Here is a 15,899-nt window from a genome sequence, read left to right on the forward strand (position 1 = left end):
GCCTTCGATCCTGAGACCCAGCGTTCGACCCGCCAGTTGAAGGACGTCAGCCTGCTGGCGGTCAGCGAAGTGCTGGTCGACGCCGCTGCGATCTCCCGGTTCCGCAAGGGCTACGTGGCGGCGTTCGGCGCCCCCGGCGAAGACGCCCTCTACGCCGCCGTCACCGAGGGGGGACGACGCGCTGGCATGGAGCACTGGCTGCCGCTGTTCTACCCGAAGCTCGAGACGCTGTTCGACTATCTGCCGGCCGACGCTCTGGTGGGGATCGACCACCTGGCGCGCGAGGCCCGCGACGAGCGTCTGTCGATGATCGCCGACGCCTACGACGCGCGCGCCGAGGCCGACCGCAAGGTGCAGTATCATCCCCTGGAACCGCAGGCCCTTTACCTGACGGCGGCTGAGTGGGGGGATCGCCTCGCCCAGCGTCCCAACCGGCGGTTCTCGGCCTTTCGCGAAGTCGAGAGCGACGTCGCCATCGACATGGGCGCGCGCCAGGGCCGTGACTTCGGCCCCGAGCGTCAGCAGGACAGCGTCAACCTGTTCCAGGCCACCGCCGAACATGCCGAGACGCTCGCCAAGGCGGGTAAGCGCGTGCTGTTCGCCTCCTGGTCCGAAGGCTCGTCGGAGCGCCTGGGCTCGATGCTGGCCGACCATGGCCTGAAGCGTGTGCCGTTCGCGCCCTACTGGGACGCAGCCCGCGCCGCCGACCCCAAGACGCCGCAGCGCGTGGTGCTGCCGCTGGAGGCCGGGTTCGAGACCGACACGCTCGCGGTGATCTCTGAGACCGACATCCTTGGCGACCGCCTCGCGCGGCCGCGCCGTCGCCGTCGGGCGGCCAACTTCCTTGCCGAGGCCTCGGCGCTCACGCCCGGCGACCTGGTGGTGCACATCGAGCATGGCATCGGCCGCTACGAGGGCCTGAAGACGCTGTCGGTGCAGGACGCGCCGCACGACTGCCTGGAGCTGCAGTACGGCGGCGAGGCCAAGCTGTACCTGCCGGTCGAGAACATCGACCTGCTCACCCGTTACGGCTCCGACGGCGAGGGCGTGCAGCTCGACCGACTGGGCGGCGCGGCCTGGCAGGCGCGCAAGGCGCGCGCCAAGGAACGCCTGCGCGAGATGGCCGAGGGCCTGATCCGCATCGCCGCCGAGCGCGCCACGCGCGAAACCGACCCGGTCGAGCCGCAACACGGCGTATTCGACGAGTTCTGCGCCCGCTTCCCCTACGAGGAGACCGACGACCAGCTCTCCGCGATCGGCGACGTCCTGGAGGACCTGGGCGCCGGCAAGCCGATGGACCGGCTGATCTGCGGCGACGTCGGCTTTGGCAAGACCGAGGTGGCGCTGCGAGCCGCGTTCGTGATGGCCATGAGCGGCCGTCAGGTGGCGATCGTCTGCCCGACCACGCTGCTCGCCCGCCAGCACTTCAAGACCTTTTCCGACCGCTTCCAGGGCTGGCCGGTGAAGGTGCGCCGCCTGTCGCGCCTGGTTCCCGCCAAGGAAGCCGCCGAGACCCGCGAAGGGCTGAAGAAGGGGGAGATCGAGATCGTCGTCGGCACCCACGCGATCCTGTCGAAGCAGGTCGAATTCCGCGACCTGGGCATGGTGATCGTCGACGAGGAGCAGCACTTCGGCGTCAAGCACAAGGAGCGCCTGAAGGCGCTGCGCGCCGACATTCACGTGCTGACGCTCACGGCCACGCCGATCCCGCGCACCCTGCAACTGTCGTTGTCCGGCATCCGTGAGATGTCGATCATCGCCACGCCGCCGGTCGACCGGCTGGCGGTGCGCACCTACGTCACGCCCTGGGATCCTGTCGTGGTGCGCGAGGCGCTGCTGCGCGAGAAATATCGCGGCGGGCAAGCCTATTACGTGGCCCCCCGCGTCTCCGACCTGCCGGACCTTCAGCGTTTCCTGCGCGAGCAGGTGCCGGAGGTGAAGTTCGTCACCGGCCACGGCCAGATGTCGCCCACCGAGCTGGAGGGGGTGATGAGCGCCTTCTATGAGGGCGAGTACGACGTGCTGCTGTCGACCACCATCGTCGAGTCCGGCCTGGACATCCCGACCGCCAATACCCTGGTGATCCACCGAGCCGACATGTTCGGCCTGTCCCAACTCTATCAGCTACGCGGCCGCGTCGGCCGAGCCAAGGCGCGCGCCTACGCCTATCTGACCACGCCGGCCGAGAAGACCATCACCTTGTCGGCCGAACGGCGGCTGAAGGTGCTGCAGTCGCTGGACAGTCTGGGCGCGGGCTTCCAGTTGGCCAGCCATGACCTCGACATCCGCGGGGGCGGCAACCTGCTGGGAGAGGAGCAATCGGGCCACATCCGAGAGATCGGCGTCGAGCTCTACCAGCAGATGCTCGAGGACGCGGTCAACGAACTCAAGCACCGGGTGGGGGCGGAGGGCGCCGGCATGGCCGACCGCTGGTCACCGCAGATCAACACCGGCGCGGCGGTGCTGATCCCCGAAGAGTATGTGCCCGACCTGAACGTGCGCCTGTCGCTGTACCGACGCCTGTCGGACGCCGAGCAGTCGGCGGACCGCGAGGCCTTGGCCGCCGAGCTGATCGACCGGTTCGGGCCGTTGCCGCCAGAGGCCGGCCAGCTACTCAAGGTGGTGGCGATCAAGGGGCTCTGCCGTGAGGCCAACGTCTCTAAGATCGACGTCGGTCCCAAGGGCGCGGTGGTCACCTTCCGCGGCGACCAGTTCAAGGACCCGATGGCGCTCATCCAGTTCATCCAGAAGAACCAGATCGCCTGGCGCCTGCGTCCCGACCACAAGGTTGTGGTCAAGGGCGAGTGGGAAACCCCCGAACAACGTCTCGCCGCCGCCGAGCGCGTGCTCAGCGAACTGGCGCGACTGGCGGCCTGATCCTCAACGACTCCGTTCCTTTCCCCTGGACGGGGAAGGGAGCAGGGCTACTTCTTCGCCTTCGCCGCTTGGACCTCGATCTCGGCGAGCATGCCGGGCTGGACGAGGGCGGCGACCTGCATGGTGACGCGGGCCGGCTTGTTGGGCTGGGCCGGCGTGCCGAACGCTTGGGTGTAGGCCTCCATCATCCCGGCGAAATCCATCGCTCCACCCTTGGCTGGGTCGCCGACCAGGTAGACCCGCATCATCACCACGTCGCCGAAGCCATAGCCCTGGCCTTTCAAGGCTTCCTCGAGGCGCTTCAGCACGCCGGTCACCTGGGTCTTGGTGTCGCCAAACACCGGCGGCGTGCCCTTGGGCGCGCCGGCGTTCAGCGCCGGCGGCGTCATGCCGCTGACGTAGAGCATGTCCGATCCCGCCGGCACGGCGACGGCTTGAGAGATGGCTGATGTCGGCGCACCGACGTGGACGTTCTGGGCCAGAGCGAGCGGGCCGGCGGCGAGCGCGAGCAGCAGACCCGCGGGCAGGGCGTTGAGACTGGGCATGGATGGCTCCCTGATGTGTTGCAGCTCTATGCGGCTGTGCTGTTTGCTTTCACGACGGCGGAGGGTGAGATCCGTTCGGCGATCTGGGCGATGGTGCGGTGGGCGGAACAGACCGCGCCCTCCTGCCAGCCCGGCATCTGGCTCAGGTGCGCGCCGGTGAAGTAGACGCGTCCGTCCGGCTGGTTCAACAGCGCGAACGCCGGACCGTCGATCGGGCCCTCGCGTCCGCTCGGGTCGCGCGCCGGCCAGGGACCCAGGCTGAAGGGCGCCTTGCTCCAGTTGACCACCACCGGCTTGGCCAGGTCCGCTTCATGCCCGGGATGCAGCTTGCCGACCATGGCGCGGGCGATGGCGATCTGCTCGGCCAATGGCCGCGCGGCGAACGCCGCGGCGCGCGGGCCGGAGCCGTAGCAGGCCAGCAGCATGCCCCGCTCGGTGTGCAAGCCGGCGGACGGGTACCAGACCAGGCTGGTCTCGCCGCCGACGAAGGAGATGCCGCCGAAGATCTGCTCCCGCTCCCAGAACCGCGGGGCCTCGAAGCCGATCTTGTTGGAGTGGTCATACGCCGTGCCGGCGATGGCGGCCTTCACCGGCTTGTCGAGGTTGCTGTCGATCGCCGCCAGCACCACCAGGGGGATGGTGACGATGGCGAAGTCGGCCTCGGCCGCCTGGCGCTTGCCGCTCGCGCGGTCGCGCCATTCGACCCGCACCCCGTCCGTGCGTTTGTCGATGCGCAGGACCTGGGCGTTGCGGATCACCGGGCTCCTGATCGCCCGGCCGAAGGCGGCGGGGATCTGGTCCATGCCGCCGACCGGCTGGAACATGGTCGCCTGCATGGTGATCTGGTCTTCGAAGACGATCGAGCCCAACTGCTTGTGACGCAACAGTTCCGCGCGGGCGACCGGCGGGCGATGCTTGGCGAACTGCCGCGCAGCGCCCGGGGCCTGGACGAAACCCGAGCGCTCCGTGCCGCGGAAGCTCATGTCGTCGGCGAGGTCGCCGTAGGTCCGCAGGAACGGAGCCAGCGCCGCCTTCTCGTCGCCGGTCAGGTCCTGGTCGAGCGCGCCCTGGCTCACCGCCTTGGCCAGGAGCTCTGAAAGATAGCCGCGGGTGTCGATGACCGCCTGGCGCATCTGCACCGGCGCGCCGCCGTTGGCGTCCTGGTCCCACAGATAGGCGCTGCGGCTGGCGTTGATCTCCACCTCCAGCGGCACGCCGAGCTCCCGGCAATAGGCCAGCAGGCCTTCATGGTGGCTTGGTATGCGGGCGGGCCCGGCGTTCATGTAGACCCCGTCGGCGAACTCGACGGTCTGGTCCTCTTCTCCGACCATCTCGACCTTGGAGCCGCCGCGCAGCGTCCAGTTGCGACCGCCCAGACGATCGCGGGCCTCCAGCAAGGTGACGGTGAAACCGGCGCGCTCCAGGCGGTACGCCGCAACCAGACCGGCGATCCCGGCGCCCAGGATCACCACCCGCTTGCCGGCGCCGAAATGCGCTGGCAGGGCGGGCGCCGCTTGCGCTGGCGCGCTGGCCATCAGGCCCAGCAGGCTCATCGCCGAATAGGCCGCCGAGTAGCCGCCGGCGGCGACGGCGCGGTGCAGGAACCTGCGGCGGCTCAACCCCATGTCGACCTCTCCGATGCGGAAAACCCTGGCATTCCGCACCGTCAGCAGCGCTCCATGCGGCGCCGGTGACAAGCTGCGGACCGCCTTGCGACTCCGGTTCGCGCGAGAGGCCCAAGGAACAGGCGCCGGCGCCCGATCCGAGCCCGGCCGCGGCTTGACAGTGATCACCGCGCCCGGCTTGTCGGCGCCAAGGCCGTGTCAGCGGCAAGCTCTCAAAGGGAGGCCGCCCGTGCCCATCTTCTATCCGGACATCCTTCAGCAGGGCACGGCCGCCCGACCGTTCGAGTACGGCGACAAGGAGGTCATGCTGTATGCGGTCGGCATCGGCATGGGCGCCAATCCGCTGGATGAGCGCGAGTTGAGCTTCGTCTACGAGAATGGCCTGAAGGTCGTGCCGACCGCCGTCACGGTGCTGGCCGACAGCGTCATGCGCGGCGTGAGCGCGGCCGTGCCCGACGGCCTGCGCTTCAGCACCTGGGACATGTTCAAGATGCTGCACGGCGAGCAGAAGGTGGAGATCCACAAGCCTCTGCCGGCGCAGGGCGCATTCACTTTCAGCGACCAGATCATCGGCGCCTTCGACAAGGGGCCCGACAAGGGCGCGATCATCCTCAGCGAATCCAAATGGTTCGACGCCGCGGGAGACGTGGCGGTGACGCTGACCACCACTCGCTTCGCCCGCGGCGACGGCGGGTTCGGCGGACCGGCCGATGGCGCGCCCAAGCCGCACCCGACGCCGACCCGGGCGCCGGATATGTCGCTGGATATAGTCACCCGTCCCGACCAGGCGGTGATTTACCGGCTGAACGGCGATCGAAATCCGCTGCACGTCGACCAGGCGTTCGCCCGGAAGGGCGGCTTCGACCAGCCCATCCTGCACGGTCTCTGCACCTATGGGATCACCTGCCGGGCGGTGATGCAGGGGATGCTGGATTACGACTCGGAGTCGATCGCCAGCCACCAGGTGCGCTTCTCCTCGCCTGTGTACCCAGGAGAGACGGTCACGGTGGACATGTGGCGAGACGGCAAGGAGATCGCCTTCGAGGCGCGGATCAAGGCCCGTGACCTGTATGTGATCCGCAACGGTCTGACGCGCCTGCGCTAGGCGTCGGCTCCGCCGCTGACGAACCGGCGCACGGCGATCTCGACCAGCTCCGGCGGCGCGGTGTGACCGCCGGGAAATTCCTTATAGAGCACGTCGTAACCGGCGCCGGCGAGCTGGCGGGCCGTCGGGCGCGCGCACATATCGATCGGCAGCACCCGGTCGCGCTCGCCGTGCGAGATGAAGATGCGCGGGCGCCCGACCGCGCCGAGGTTCATCGAGAACCCGGGCGAGAAGGCGATCGCGTCACTGAACAGGTCGCCGTTGCTCAAGCCAATGCTCAGCGCATAGGACGCGCCGTCTGAGAAGCCTGAGACGCCGACGCGCGCTGGGTCCACGGGGTGCTCAGCGAAGATCAGCTTCAGCGACTCGTCGATGAATTTCACATCGGGGCCGAAGCCGCCCTCGATGATGTCCCAGGTCATGCCCAGCGATTTGGGCGCGAACACCAGGAAGCCCAGCTCGTCGGCCAGCGGCGCGATCATCGGCAGGGTCCGTTGGGGCAAGCCGCCGGCGCCGTGGAACAGCACCAGCAGGGGCACCGCCGCCGCATCTCGACAGGAGGTGGGTGCGTAGAACTCGGTCTCCCAGTCGCCGGTCTCAATCCAGTCGCTGCGGGAATAATCTCGCGCTTCGACGTCTGGAGCGCGCGCTGTCAGCCGGCCCAGCGAGGCGGGCTCATCGTCTGTGGGTGAGGAAGGAACGTCCGACGCCATCCATTGCTCCTGCGAACTGCAGCGCCGATCTTCCGGCGCGGCGTCGCCGATGTACAGCGCCTCAGCCGGCCTGGCGGGTGTCAGCGCGGGCGGCCGCCTGCTCCAGTGCGCGGCCGACACTCTCGGCGCCGTTGACCTCGGCGACGCCGATGTCGAATTCGACCACGAAGGGCGGCTTGCCCTCTCCGGCCTCGAAGGCCGTGCAGCCGATTACGGCGGCGATCCGCTCTCCGGCGCCGCGCGCAGCGCCCTGCGGCGTCGCTGGCAGGGCGAGGGCGAACACCTCGGTGGAAAGGCGTGACGCGGTGTCCTCTACCCGCACCAGCCGGCCGATCATCGAGCCGATCTGTGGGATCGCCCGGTCCAGCCAGCCGCCGGCGCGAGCGGCCAGCACCTCAGGCCGATCGGAGACCTTGAGCACGCACACCGACAGGGGGCGGTTGCGCACACGCGCCGCCTGAGCGAGGCGCGCCAGATGGGCGGCGAACAGATCGCGGGTGAACAGGCCGGTGGCGGCGTCCATCAAGCCGGAACTGCGCGCCTTCTCCAGCGCCTTGCGGATCGCCGTCTGGCGGCGATAGCTGCGGGCGAGCTCGATCACCTGCTTGGCGGTCTCGACCTCGGGCGTCTCGGGCGAGGCGACGTCGGTGACCCCGCGATGGTAGGCCTCCGACATGGTGATGTAGGACTCCTCGCGCATGTAGAGCAGCGCGGGCGTGTGGTAGAGGCGGGTGTTGCGGCGCATGCCCGCGGCGATCGACAGCGCCTCGTGCGAATTGTCGCCGGCCCATAGCACCACGGCGTCGAACGGCCGCTCGTGCAGGTAGTCGAAAGCGGTGTAAGCGGTGAACGCGCCGACCACCTCCGCCCCGCTGCGGGCGAGCGCGTTGGACAGCGCCAGGAACTGCGGCGCGGGCTCGCCGATCGCCAGGATGCGGAACGGGCTCGCGTCCGGGTCGGGCATGTCGAGCCGCCGCCCCCGGTCGGCGAAGGTGTCCAGACGAAGCTCGAACTCCTCCTCCGCCACCGCGGTGCGCACCAGTGTCTCCAGCCTCAGCACGGCCTGGGCGGGGTGCAAGGGCGCGGTGAGCGTCAGGTCGTAGGCGTGCGCCTCCTGCGAGGTCTCGAGATCGCTGACGGCGATGACCGGCAGGCGGCGCGGCGCGCAGGCGGTCTTCAAGCGCCGCGCGAGGGCCGGCGAGTCGCCGCCATAGCTGGCGACGTCGATGATCGCGGCCTCGATCTGCAGGTCGGCCAGCGCGGCGGCGGCGGCGTAGGGTCCGCGCGCGGTGACCGTGCGCCAGCCCAGCCGGTCGAGACCTTCGGCCAACGGGCCGGCGACCGTGTCGTCGCGCGCCACGATCAGCACCCGCGCCTGGACCGCCTCCGTCATGGTCTTATCCGGTCCTCGTCGCTCGACGCGTGGGTTGGCGCCCGCTGTGAGCGGAGAATCGCCGAACTGCAAGGATAACGCGTGGTCCGCGACGGTGACAGCGCTGCAAGGACGGCAAGTTCATCTCCATCGCTTCGATCGAGTCGAAGTTCTACGCACTGCTGCGTGAAAAGACGGGTCTGAGCGATCCGGCCTTCGATCCACAAGAGGATCGCGACGCATGGCTGACGCTGAAGGCAAGCTGGCCACCGTCATCGAGACCGAGACCCGCGCCCACGTATTCCTTGTCTGAAGGCCGTGTTCAGCGTGGGTTCAGCCGGCGGGCGTCAAACCTACGGGACGGTCTTCCGCCGTTATCTCCCGTCCCTCGAAGCGGCGGCGGACCTGATGGACAGACACGCCCATCGACGGCGCGTCGCTCTTACGGGCGGCGCGCCGTCTATATTGCGGGCCTTGCTTCCCGGCGATCGCCTGTCAGAAGCTGTCCGCACATGACGATCCAACGTATCCTGCGGCGTATCCACGAGCTCGATCTCGATCCGGCGCACCTGGCGCAGCGGGGGGTCAAGATCTCCGCCAAGGCCCTGACGCGGCTGTGGGGCCGAGATGTCATGCTCTATGTGGGCGGCGTGTCGTTCTTCGCCCTGCTGGCGGCGTTTCCGGCGCTGGCGATCCTCATCGGCCTCTATGGACTGCTGGCCGACCCCGCCCAGGCCGCAAGGCAGGTCGAGGCCATGGTCCACGTCATGCCGCCCGGCGCGCGCGAGATCGTCGAGGGCGAGCTGACCAGGCTGGCTAGCGCGCCGCTGCGGGTTTCTGCGCAAAGCGGCGTCGCCCTGATCATCGGGATTTACGCGGCGCATCGCGGCGTGAAGGCGCTGCTTGCGGGGTTGTCGTTCATCCATGAAGAGGACGAACAGCGGGGCTTCGTCGGCTTCAACCTGATGGCGCTGCTGGCGCTGATCGCCGCCTTCGCCATGCTGGCGGTGCTGTCCGGGGTCTTCTTCGCCCTTCGGCTGATCGGCGGCGCATTCCACTTGAGGCCGCTCGCGGGGGCGCCGTGGCTCTACAGCGAATGGACCTGGGCGAGCCTGGGCCTGACCGTCGCCATGACCCTGATCTATCGCTTCGCCATGTCCCGCAAGCCTGTTGCGTGGCGCGCCTCGGTGTTGGGCGGGATCGCTGCGACCCTGATGGCGCTGCTGGTGTCCTGGGCCAGCGCCTTCTACGTCGAACAGATCGCCCAACTCGGTGCGACCTATGGCTCGGTGGCGACCGTGGTGGTGCTGCTGATCTGGCTGTCGTGGACCGTGAATGCGGTGTTCTTCGGCGGCGCGCTGGCGACCGAGGTGGAGATCGCCATCGACCAGTACGAGATGAAGCTGGGGCTGATCGCCGATCAGCGCGGCGACGAGCCGATCATTTCTCCACCAGGAAGCTGAGGACGCCTTCGGCTTCGCCTTGCTCCAGCACGGTGGCGCCGACGCCCTCGACGAAGTGCGGCACGTCGATGCGCGCCAGCGGGTCATCGGCTAGCAACCGCAGGCGCGCGCCCGCCGGCGCGGCTTCCAGTGCGCGGCGCAAACGCAGCGTCGGCACCGGGCAACGGTGTCCGCGGGCGTCGACGAGGATCTCCGGCTCGGACATGCGTTCCGGTTAGCGCTCCAGGCAATCGCTCGGCAAGGCGGAACCAAAGCTGGGCCTTTGCGCGTTTTCTCGCGAAACGTGAACACTAGGGGGGAAGCATGGCCATTCCGGCCGACGTCTTCACCACCAACGTACCTGCACGCCTGGACCGCCTTCCATGGAGCCGCTTCCATTGGTTGGTGGTGGGTGCGCTCGGCGTGACATGGATCCTGGACGGGCTCGAGGTCACGCTGGTCGGCTCGCTCTCGCCGGCGATCGCCGGGCCCGATGGGTTGAACCTCACCGCCGCGCAGGTCGGCCTGACCGGCAGCGCCTACATCCTGGGCGCGGTCCTGGGGGCGCTGGTGTTCGGCCGGTTGACCGACACTTTCGGTCGGCGAAGACTGTTCACGATCACCGTCGCGGTCTATCTGATCGCCACCATAGCCACCGGATTTTCCTGGGATTTTTGGTCTTTCATGCTGTTCCGGTTCCTGACCGGCGCCGGCATCGGCGGCGAGTATGGAGCGGTCAATTCCGCGATCCAGGAGCTGATCCCCGCCAGGCGGCGGGGCTACACGGACCTGGCGATCAACGGCAGTTTCTGGGTCGGCGCGGCGCTGGGTGCGATGGGTTCGCTGGTGGTGCTGAACCCTGAGGTTGTCCCGCAGGAGTGGGGGTGGCGACTGGCGTTCATCATCGGCGGCGCTTTGGCGCTGATCATCATCTTCGTGCGCCGGTTCATCCCCGAAAGCCCGCGCTGGCTGATGACCCATGGCCGAGAGGCCGAGGCCGAAGCGGTCATCGAGGCGATAGAGGCCAGCGTAGCCCGAGAGACCGGCCAAGCGACGCCGCCGCACGCCGACCTCGCCAGCCTGCGCCTGATCCGCCGCGCCCGAACAAGCTGGTGGGAAATCGTCACCTCGCTATTTCGCCTCTATCCCAAGCGCACGGCGCTGGGGGTGGTGCTGATGTCGACGCAGGCATTCTGCTACAACGCGATCTTCTTCACCTACGCGCTGATCCTCACCCGCTTCTATGGCGTCGCGCCGCAGTCGATCGGGTGGTTCATCCTGCCGTTCGCACTCGGGAACTTCACCGGGCCGCTGCTTCTGGGCCATCTGTTCGACTCGCTCGGGCGCCGGATCATGATCGCTGCGACCTATGGGCTGGCAGGGGTGCTGCTGTGCGTCACCGGCTGGATGTTCGCCCAAGGCATGCTGAGCGCGACGACCCAGACTGTAGCCTGGACGGTGATCTTCTTCTTCGCCTCGGCGGGCGCGAGCGCTGCCTACCTGACCGTCGGCGAATGCTTCCCGCTGGAGACGCGCGCGGTGACCATCTCGCTGTTCTACGCCTTTGGCACCCTGCTGGGCGGCGTCGGCGGGCCGGCGCTGTTCGGCGCGTTGATCGACACCGGCGAACGGGGCCAGATCTTCCTGGGCTATCTGCTGGGCGGCGGGCTGATGGTGGCGGCCTCGATCGTCACGCTGTTTCTAGGTGTCGACGCCGAGCGCAGGCCGCTGGAGGACGTGGCTCCGCCGCTGTCGCTCGCCCCCGACTAGGATGTGGCGGCTGGCGCGCGTAGGCGCGTCAGGCTGATGCCCGACCCCACCGCGGCCACGCAAGCGCCGACGAACAGCGCCATGCGCGGCGCGCCAGTGGAAAAACTGTGGAACATCAAGGCGACGCTGATGGACCCTAAAGTCTGGCCGAGGACGCGTGCGCTGGCCACAAGGCCCGCCGCGCCGCCGCTGCGCTCCAGCGGCGCCGAGATCATGATCGTCCGGTTGTTGGGTGTCTGGTAGAAACCGAAGCCCACGCCGCACACCGCCAAAGGCCAAGCCAGATCGAAGTTCGACGCCGTGGGCGGCTGCAGTCCGATCAGCAACAGGCCGCATGCCATCACCGCCAAGCCTATGCCGCCCAGCACGCCGGCTGGATAGCGGTCGGCCAGCCGTCCGGCCACCGGCGCCATCACCGTCGTCGCCAGCGCCCACGCCGTGAGCAGCAGACCGGTCTCCACCGTGGTGCGCCCCATCGTCCCCTGCAGGAGGAACGGGAGCGCGACCAACCCCATCGTCTGGGCGCTGAACGACATGATCGCGGTCAGCGCCGACAGGCCGATGATCGGGATGCGGATCAGGTCGAGCGGCAGCAGGGGCGTGCGCATGCCGAGCTCGCGGCGGACCAGGACGACGCCCACAGCGAGCGCGCCGGCGAGCTCGGCCAGCGCCGGACGCACGTCATCGGCGCCCAGGCCGCGCAAGCCCACGACCAGCAGGCCGAAGGTGGCTGCGGTCAGTACGGCGCTGCGCCAGTCGAACGTACGATCGGACCCCGGCGTCGCGGGCAGGGCGAAGGCGCCCACCACCGTGGCGGCGATCCCGAGCGGGACGTTCATGGCGAACAGCCAGTGCCAGCTCGCCACCCCCAGAACCAGTGATCCGATGGCGGGCGCAGCCGTACTGGTGGAGGTGACGATCAGCGCCATGACGCCCATGCCGCGCCCCAGCTGGCGATGTGGCCATATCAGCCGGACCATGGCCGCGTTCAGACTCATGATCCCGCTGGCTCCAAGACCCTGCAGCATCCGCGCGGCGATCAGCTCCGGCAGCGTCTGCGACAGCGCCGCGCCCAGCGAGGCCAGGCTGAAGACCACCACCCCGGTCTGGTAGATGCGCCGATAGCCGATCCGGTCACCCAGCGCCGCCAGCGGCATCAAGGTGACCATCATCACAAGCTGTGAGGCGTTGACGATCCAGATCGAGGCCGCGTCGGAGATCTGCATGTCTCGGGCGATGACCGGCAGGGCGACGGTGGCGACCGCGCCGTCCAGCACGGCGAGCGCGATCGAGAGACTGAGCGCCAACATGGCCCAGTGACGGCGAGGAGTCGGCAAACCGCCTTCGGAATCGGTCATGCGGCCTTCATTGGTCTGTCCAATGGACGGTAGGCCATCCGATCAGGACGCACGCAAGCCGCTTCACATTTCGAGCGCACTGGGAAATGGTCCGCCGGCTGCACGTGAAAGGATACCTCCGATGAAGACCCGCGCCGCCGTCGCCTTCGCGCCCAAGACGCCGCTCGAGATCGTCGACCTGGACCTGGAAGGCCCCCGCGCAGGCGAAGTGTTGGTGGAGATCAAGGCGACGGGCGTTTGCCACACCGACGCCTACACCCTCGATGGCCTGGATTCGGAAGGCATCTTCCCGTCGATCCTCGGGCACGAGGGCGCGGGCGTGGTGGTCGAGGTGGGTCCGGGGGTCACGTCGGTGGCGCCGGGCGACCACGTGATCCCGCTGTACACGCCGGAATGTCGCCAGTGCAAAAGCTGCCTGTCGCGCAAGACCAATCTGTGCACGGCGATCCGCGGCACCCAGGGACGGGGCGTGATGCCCGACGGCACCAGCCGCTTCAGCTACCGCGGCCAGACCGTCCACCACTACATGGGCTGCTCGACCTTCTCGAACTACACGGTGTTGCCGGAGATCGCGGTGGCCAAGATCCGGTCCGACGCGCCGTTCGACAGGGCCTGCTACATCGGTTGCGGCGTGACCACGGGCGTCGGGGCCGTGGTCAATACGGCGAAAGTCGAGGCTGGTGCGAACTGCATCGTCTTCGGCCTGGGCGGCATCGGCTTGAACGTGGTCCAGGGCCTGAAGATGGTGGGCGCCGGCATGATCGTCGGCGTCGATCTCAACCCGGCGCGCGAAGCCTGGGGCCGGCAGTTCGGCATGACCCGCTTCGTCAATCCCTCGACGATCCCGGGAGATGTCGTGCCGCATCTGGTCGAGCTTACCGGCGGCGGCGCGGACTACACCTTCGACTGCACCGGCAACGTCCAGGTGATGCGCCAGGCGCTGGAGGCCTGCCATCGCGGCTGGGGCGAGAGCATCATCATCGGGGTCGCCGAGGCTGGGCGCGAGATCGCCACCCGACCTTTCCAGCTGGTCACCGGGCGAGTCTGGCGCGGCACGGCGTTCGGCGGCGCGCGCGGGCGCACCGACGTGCCGACCATCGTCGACTGGTACATGGACGGGAAAATCCAGATCGACCCGATGATCACCCACACCCTGCCGCTGGAGCGGATCAACGAGGCGTTCGACCTGATGCACGCGGGCGAAAGCATCCGCACCGTCGTGGTGTTCTGATCGCCTAGACGGCGCCCAGGCCGCGCAGCATCGGCAGCTTGGTGCGATTGAACGTCGCGACGCGGGCGGCGAGTTCGGCCTCATTGCCGGCCTGATCGTCGAGCGTGCGCCCGTCCTTCAACAGGCGACGCCCGGTTGCGGCCATGACTTCCCAGCCTTCCCGTGCGGCCTGGGCCACATCGTCCACGCCTCGCAATGCGGCGCCCAAGGCCAGCAGGTCTACGAGATCGACCCGCACCGCCGTACCGGCCAGCGGCGCGGCGATGTAGCTCGACACTTCGCCGAAGCGGGCGCGGTCGGCGACGGCGCGATTGAACCTCGGTGCGGCGGCGTCCGTCACGCCCTGGCGGATCACCGGATGGACCTGGCGGCTGTTGACCAGAAGGATCAGCGCCTGCAGCACCGCACCCTCACGCGCGCCGAGCAGGGCGCGGCGATTGCGCAGGTCCCCGTAGGTCAGCGGGCCCTCCGCCAGAGCGTCGACGATCGGCTGGTAGATTGCGGGCTGTCCTTTGAGTTGGCCGATGGGGACAGGAATTTCGAAGGTCGCCGCCTCTGGCGCGACAAGCAGGGTGAAGCGCGTATCGTCCAGCATCGCTTCGCGCTCCAGACGGCCGGGCGCATTGCGGCCGCGCACGAACACGTCGCGCCTGAATGGCTTGTTGCCCGCGTAGTCGAGCAGGGTCTCGCGCCATACGGGATCTCCGGCGGCCTGGATCATCGGCTGCAGCGCCGCGGGCGCGGCCAGGTGCGGCATGTCGTCGGCGACGTTGGCTGAGGCTGCGAACGAGAGGCGAGCGCCCTCCATTTCGCGGGCGACGTCGGCGTGATAGTGCGGGCGGCTGTGGTCGTTGAGATACTCATGGATCAGATACACGGGGTCCTGCTTGAGCGTCTCAGCGATGCGTGGACCCATCAGCGGCACGCTGCCGAAAAATCCGCCGTCCGACTGGAGCATCTGCTGCGCGGCGCGGAAGGCGTTGAGGATCTCAACTTTGGGTGGGCCTGGCGCGCGGTCCACGAACTCGGCCACGAACCGTTGCAGTGGCGCCAACGCCGCCCAGCCTGGCAGGCAATTGTAGGACACATAGACCATGCCGCCTGGCTTCAGCAGCCGGTCGAGCAACTGCACGATCACCGCGCGGTTCTCGGGGCTCACCCAGCTGTAGACTCCATGCAGGGCGATAATGTCGAACTTCGGCAGGGCGGCGGCGGGAAGCGCCAGCATCTGCTCGAAACTGTAGTCCTCGAAGACGATGTTGGTGAGACCTGCGGCGCGAGCCAGCCGACGGGCGTTGTCGATCTGGCCCGGGTGGAAGTCGACGCCCCAGAAGTCCATGCCAGGGTTGGCGGCGGCCAGCAGGTTGAGGCCGAAGCCTTGACCGCACCCAAGCTCCAGATACGTCGACCCGGCCTCCAGGGACGGCGGACGCACGCCCTGCCTCAAGCAGGCGAACGCCAGAAAGCCAGGCGCGAGCTCGGCATAGAACTTGTCGGTGTACTGGACGTCGGTGACGTACCCATCAGACCAGGCGGCCATGCCTTGTTTCCACCTCGCGCATCTGGGCCCCGACGTTTGGCCGCCCGATCGGCGATCTGCGCTGTTTCGCGCGCGGCTGACAAGGACTGCGACGGGCGCTTGGCGTGCGGCGTTAACCGGGCGTAGTCTCGACATCCAAGGCGGCGCAGGTCCGCAAGGGCGTGCAGTCGCCGGTCACGTGCGTTTGAGGATGCGCCCCGCATCTCGAAAGCCTGGCGTCATCCCGACGTACAAACGACGGGAGGATCGGCATGCAAACTCAAAACCTGGGTTCCGTACGCGCGCTGGCGCTGGTGGGACCGACCGGCGCCGGCAAGACCG

The 15,899-nt window shown here is 68.4% G+C and carries 12 protein-coding genes; 5 read left to right on the forward strand and 7 right to left on the reverse strand.

The window, feature by feature from the left end:
* A partial coding sequence (mfd, locus tag Q8M88_RS04090; protein ID WP_305594973.1) for a transcription-repair coupling factor occupies positions 1-2,877 on the forward strand: 2,877 nt, incomplete at its 5' end.
* Positions 2,878-2,924: 47 nt separating this feature from the next.
* Here the strand turns inward: mfd and Q8M88_RS04095 are convergent.
* Both Q8M88_RS04095 and Q8M88_RS04100 read right to left on the reverse strand, forming a co-directional pair.
* Complete coding sequence (locus Q8M88_RS04095; protein ID WP_305594974.1) at positions 2,925-3,422, reverse strand: RidA family protein; 498 nt, start codon at positions 3,420-3,422, stop codon at positions 2,925-2,927.
* A 26-nt stretch (positions 3,423-3,448) separates the two neighbouring features.
* Entirely contained in the window at positions 3,449-5,119 is a 1,671-nt protein-coding gene (locus tag Q8M88_RS04100) for an FAD-dependent oxidoreductase (RefSeq protein WP_305594975.1), read from the reverse strand.
* 157 nt (positions 5,120-5,276) lie between these two features.
* Between Q8M88_RS04100 and Q8M88_RS04105 the strand changes: the two genes are divergently transcribed.
* Entirely contained in the window at positions 5,277-6,152 is an 876-nt protein-coding gene (locus Q8M88_RS04105) for a MaoC/PaaZ C-terminal domain-containing protein (protein ID WP_305594976.1), read from the forward strand.
* Here the strand turns inward: Q8M88_RS04105 and Q8M88_RS04110 are convergent.
* Positions 6,149-6,865, reverse strand: a complete 717-nt coding sequence (locus Q8M88_RS04110) for an alpha/beta hydrolase (RefSeq protein WP_305594977.1) — start codon at positions 6,863-6,865, stop codon at positions 6,149-6,151. The two genes, Q8M88_RS04105 and Q8M88_RS04110, sit on opposite strands and share 4 nt — an antisense overlap.
* Before the next feature lie 61 nt (positions 6,866-6,926).
* Entirely contained in the window at positions 6,927-8,258 is a 1,332-nt protein-coding gene (locus Q8M88_RS04115) for a diguanylate cyclase domain-containing protein (RefSeq protein ID WP_305594978.1), read from the reverse strand.
* 491 nt (positions 8,259-8,749) lie between these two features.
* Here Q8M88_RS04115 and Q8M88_RS04120 point away from each other — a divergent pair, with 491 nt between their 5' ends.
* The gene (locus tag Q8M88_RS04120) at positions 8,750-9,700 is read left to right on the forward strand and encodes a YihY/virulence factor BrkB family protein (RefSeq protein ID WP_305594979.1); all 951 of its coding nucleotides are present in this window, start codon (positions 8,750-8,752) and stop codon (positions 9,698-9,700) included.
* Here the strand turns inward: Q8M88_RS04120 and Q8M88_RS04125 are convergent.
* Entirely contained in the window at positions 9,678-9,905 is a 228-nt protein-coding gene (locus Q8M88_RS04125; protein ID WP_305594980.1) for a sulfurtransferase TusA family protein, read from the reverse strand. The genes Q8M88_RS04120 and Q8M88_RS04125 overlap by 23 nt on opposite strands.
* 98 nt (positions 9,906-10,003) lie before the next feature.
* On the opposite strand from Q8M88_RS04125, the gene Q8M88_RS04130 reads away from it, so the two are divergent.
* Entirely contained in the window at positions 10,004-11,449 is a 1,446-nt protein-coding gene (locus tag Q8M88_RS04130) for an MFS transporter (RefSeq protein ID WP_305594981.1), read from the forward strand.
* Here the strand turns inward: Q8M88_RS04130 and Q8M88_RS04135 are convergent.
* On the reverse strand, positions 11,446-12,807 hold the full coding sequence (locus tag Q8M88_RS04135; protein ID WP_305594982.1) for an MFS transporter: 1,362 nt from the start codon (positions 12,805-12,807) through the stop codon (positions 11,446-11,448). The two genes, Q8M88_RS04130 and Q8M88_RS04135, sit on opposite strands and share 4 nt — an antisense overlap.
* Positions 12,808-12,928: 121 nt before the next feature.
* Here Q8M88_RS04135 and Q8M88_RS04140 point away from each other — a divergent pair, with 121 nt between their 5' ends.
* Positions 12,929-14,038 (forward strand): S-(hydroxymethyl)glutathione dehydrogenase/class III alcohol dehydrogenase, encoded by a 1,110-nt coding sequence (locus Q8M88_RS04140; protein ID WP_305594983.1) that lies wholly within the window; start codon positions 12,929-12,931, stop codon positions 14,036-14,038.
* A gap of 4 nt (positions 14,039-14,042) precedes the next feature.
* On the opposite strand, the gene Q8M88_RS04145 is transcribed toward Q8M88_RS04140, so the two are convergent.
* On the reverse strand, positions 14,043-15,578 hold the full coding sequence (locus tag Q8M88_RS04145) for a class I SAM-dependent methyltransferase (protein WP_305594984.1): 1,536 nt from the start codon (positions 15,576-15,578) through the stop codon (positions 14,043-14,045).
* Positions 15,579-15,899: the final 321 nt, after the last annotated feature.

The organism is Phenylobacterium sp. (assembly GCF_030693805.1).
In the GTDB taxonomy this organism is placed as follows: domain Bacteria; phylum Pseudomonadota; class Alphaproteobacteria; order Caulobacterales; family Caulobacteraceae; genus Phenylobacterium.

Bases quoted from the DNA above. Each gene is read 5' to 3' on its own strand.
- Q8M88_RS04145 (WP_305594984.1), bottom strand. From the start codon at position 15,578: ATGGCCGCCTGGTCTGATGGGTACGTCACCGACGTCCAGTACACCGAC.
- Q8M88_RS04110 (WP_305594977.1), bottom strand. From the start codon at position 6,865: ATGGCGTCGGACGTTCCTTCCTCACCCACAGACGATGAGCCCGCCTCG.
- Q8M88_RS04095 (WP_305594974.1), bottom strand. From the start codon at position 3,422: ATGCCCAGTCTCAACGCCCTGCCCGCGGGTCTGCTGCTCGCGCTCGCC.
- Q8M88_RS04135 (WP_305594982.1), bottom strand. From the start codon at position 12,807: ATGACCGATTCCGAAGGCGGTTTGCCGACTCCTCGCCGTCACTGGGCC.
- Q8M88_RS04130 (WP_305594981.1), top strand. From the start codon at position 10,004: ATGGCCATTCCGGCCGACGTCTTCACCACCAACGTACCTGCACGCCTG.
- Q8M88_RS04140 (WP_305594983.1), top strand. From the start codon at position 12,929: ATGAAGACCCGCGCCGCCGTCGCCTTCGCGCCCAAGACGCCGCTCGAG.
- Q8M88_RS04115 (WP_305594978.1), bottom strand. From the start codon at position 8,258: ATGACGGAGGCGGTCCAGGCGCGGGTGCTGATCGTGGCGCGCGACGAC.
- Q8M88_RS04120 (WP_305594979.1), top strand. From the start codon at position 8,750: ATGACGATCCAACGTATCCTGCGGCGTATCCACGAGCTCGATCTCGAT.
- Q8M88_RS04125 (WP_305594980.1), bottom strand. From the start codon at position 9,905: ATGTCCGAGCCGGAGATCCTCGTCGACGCCCGCGGACACCGTTGCCCG.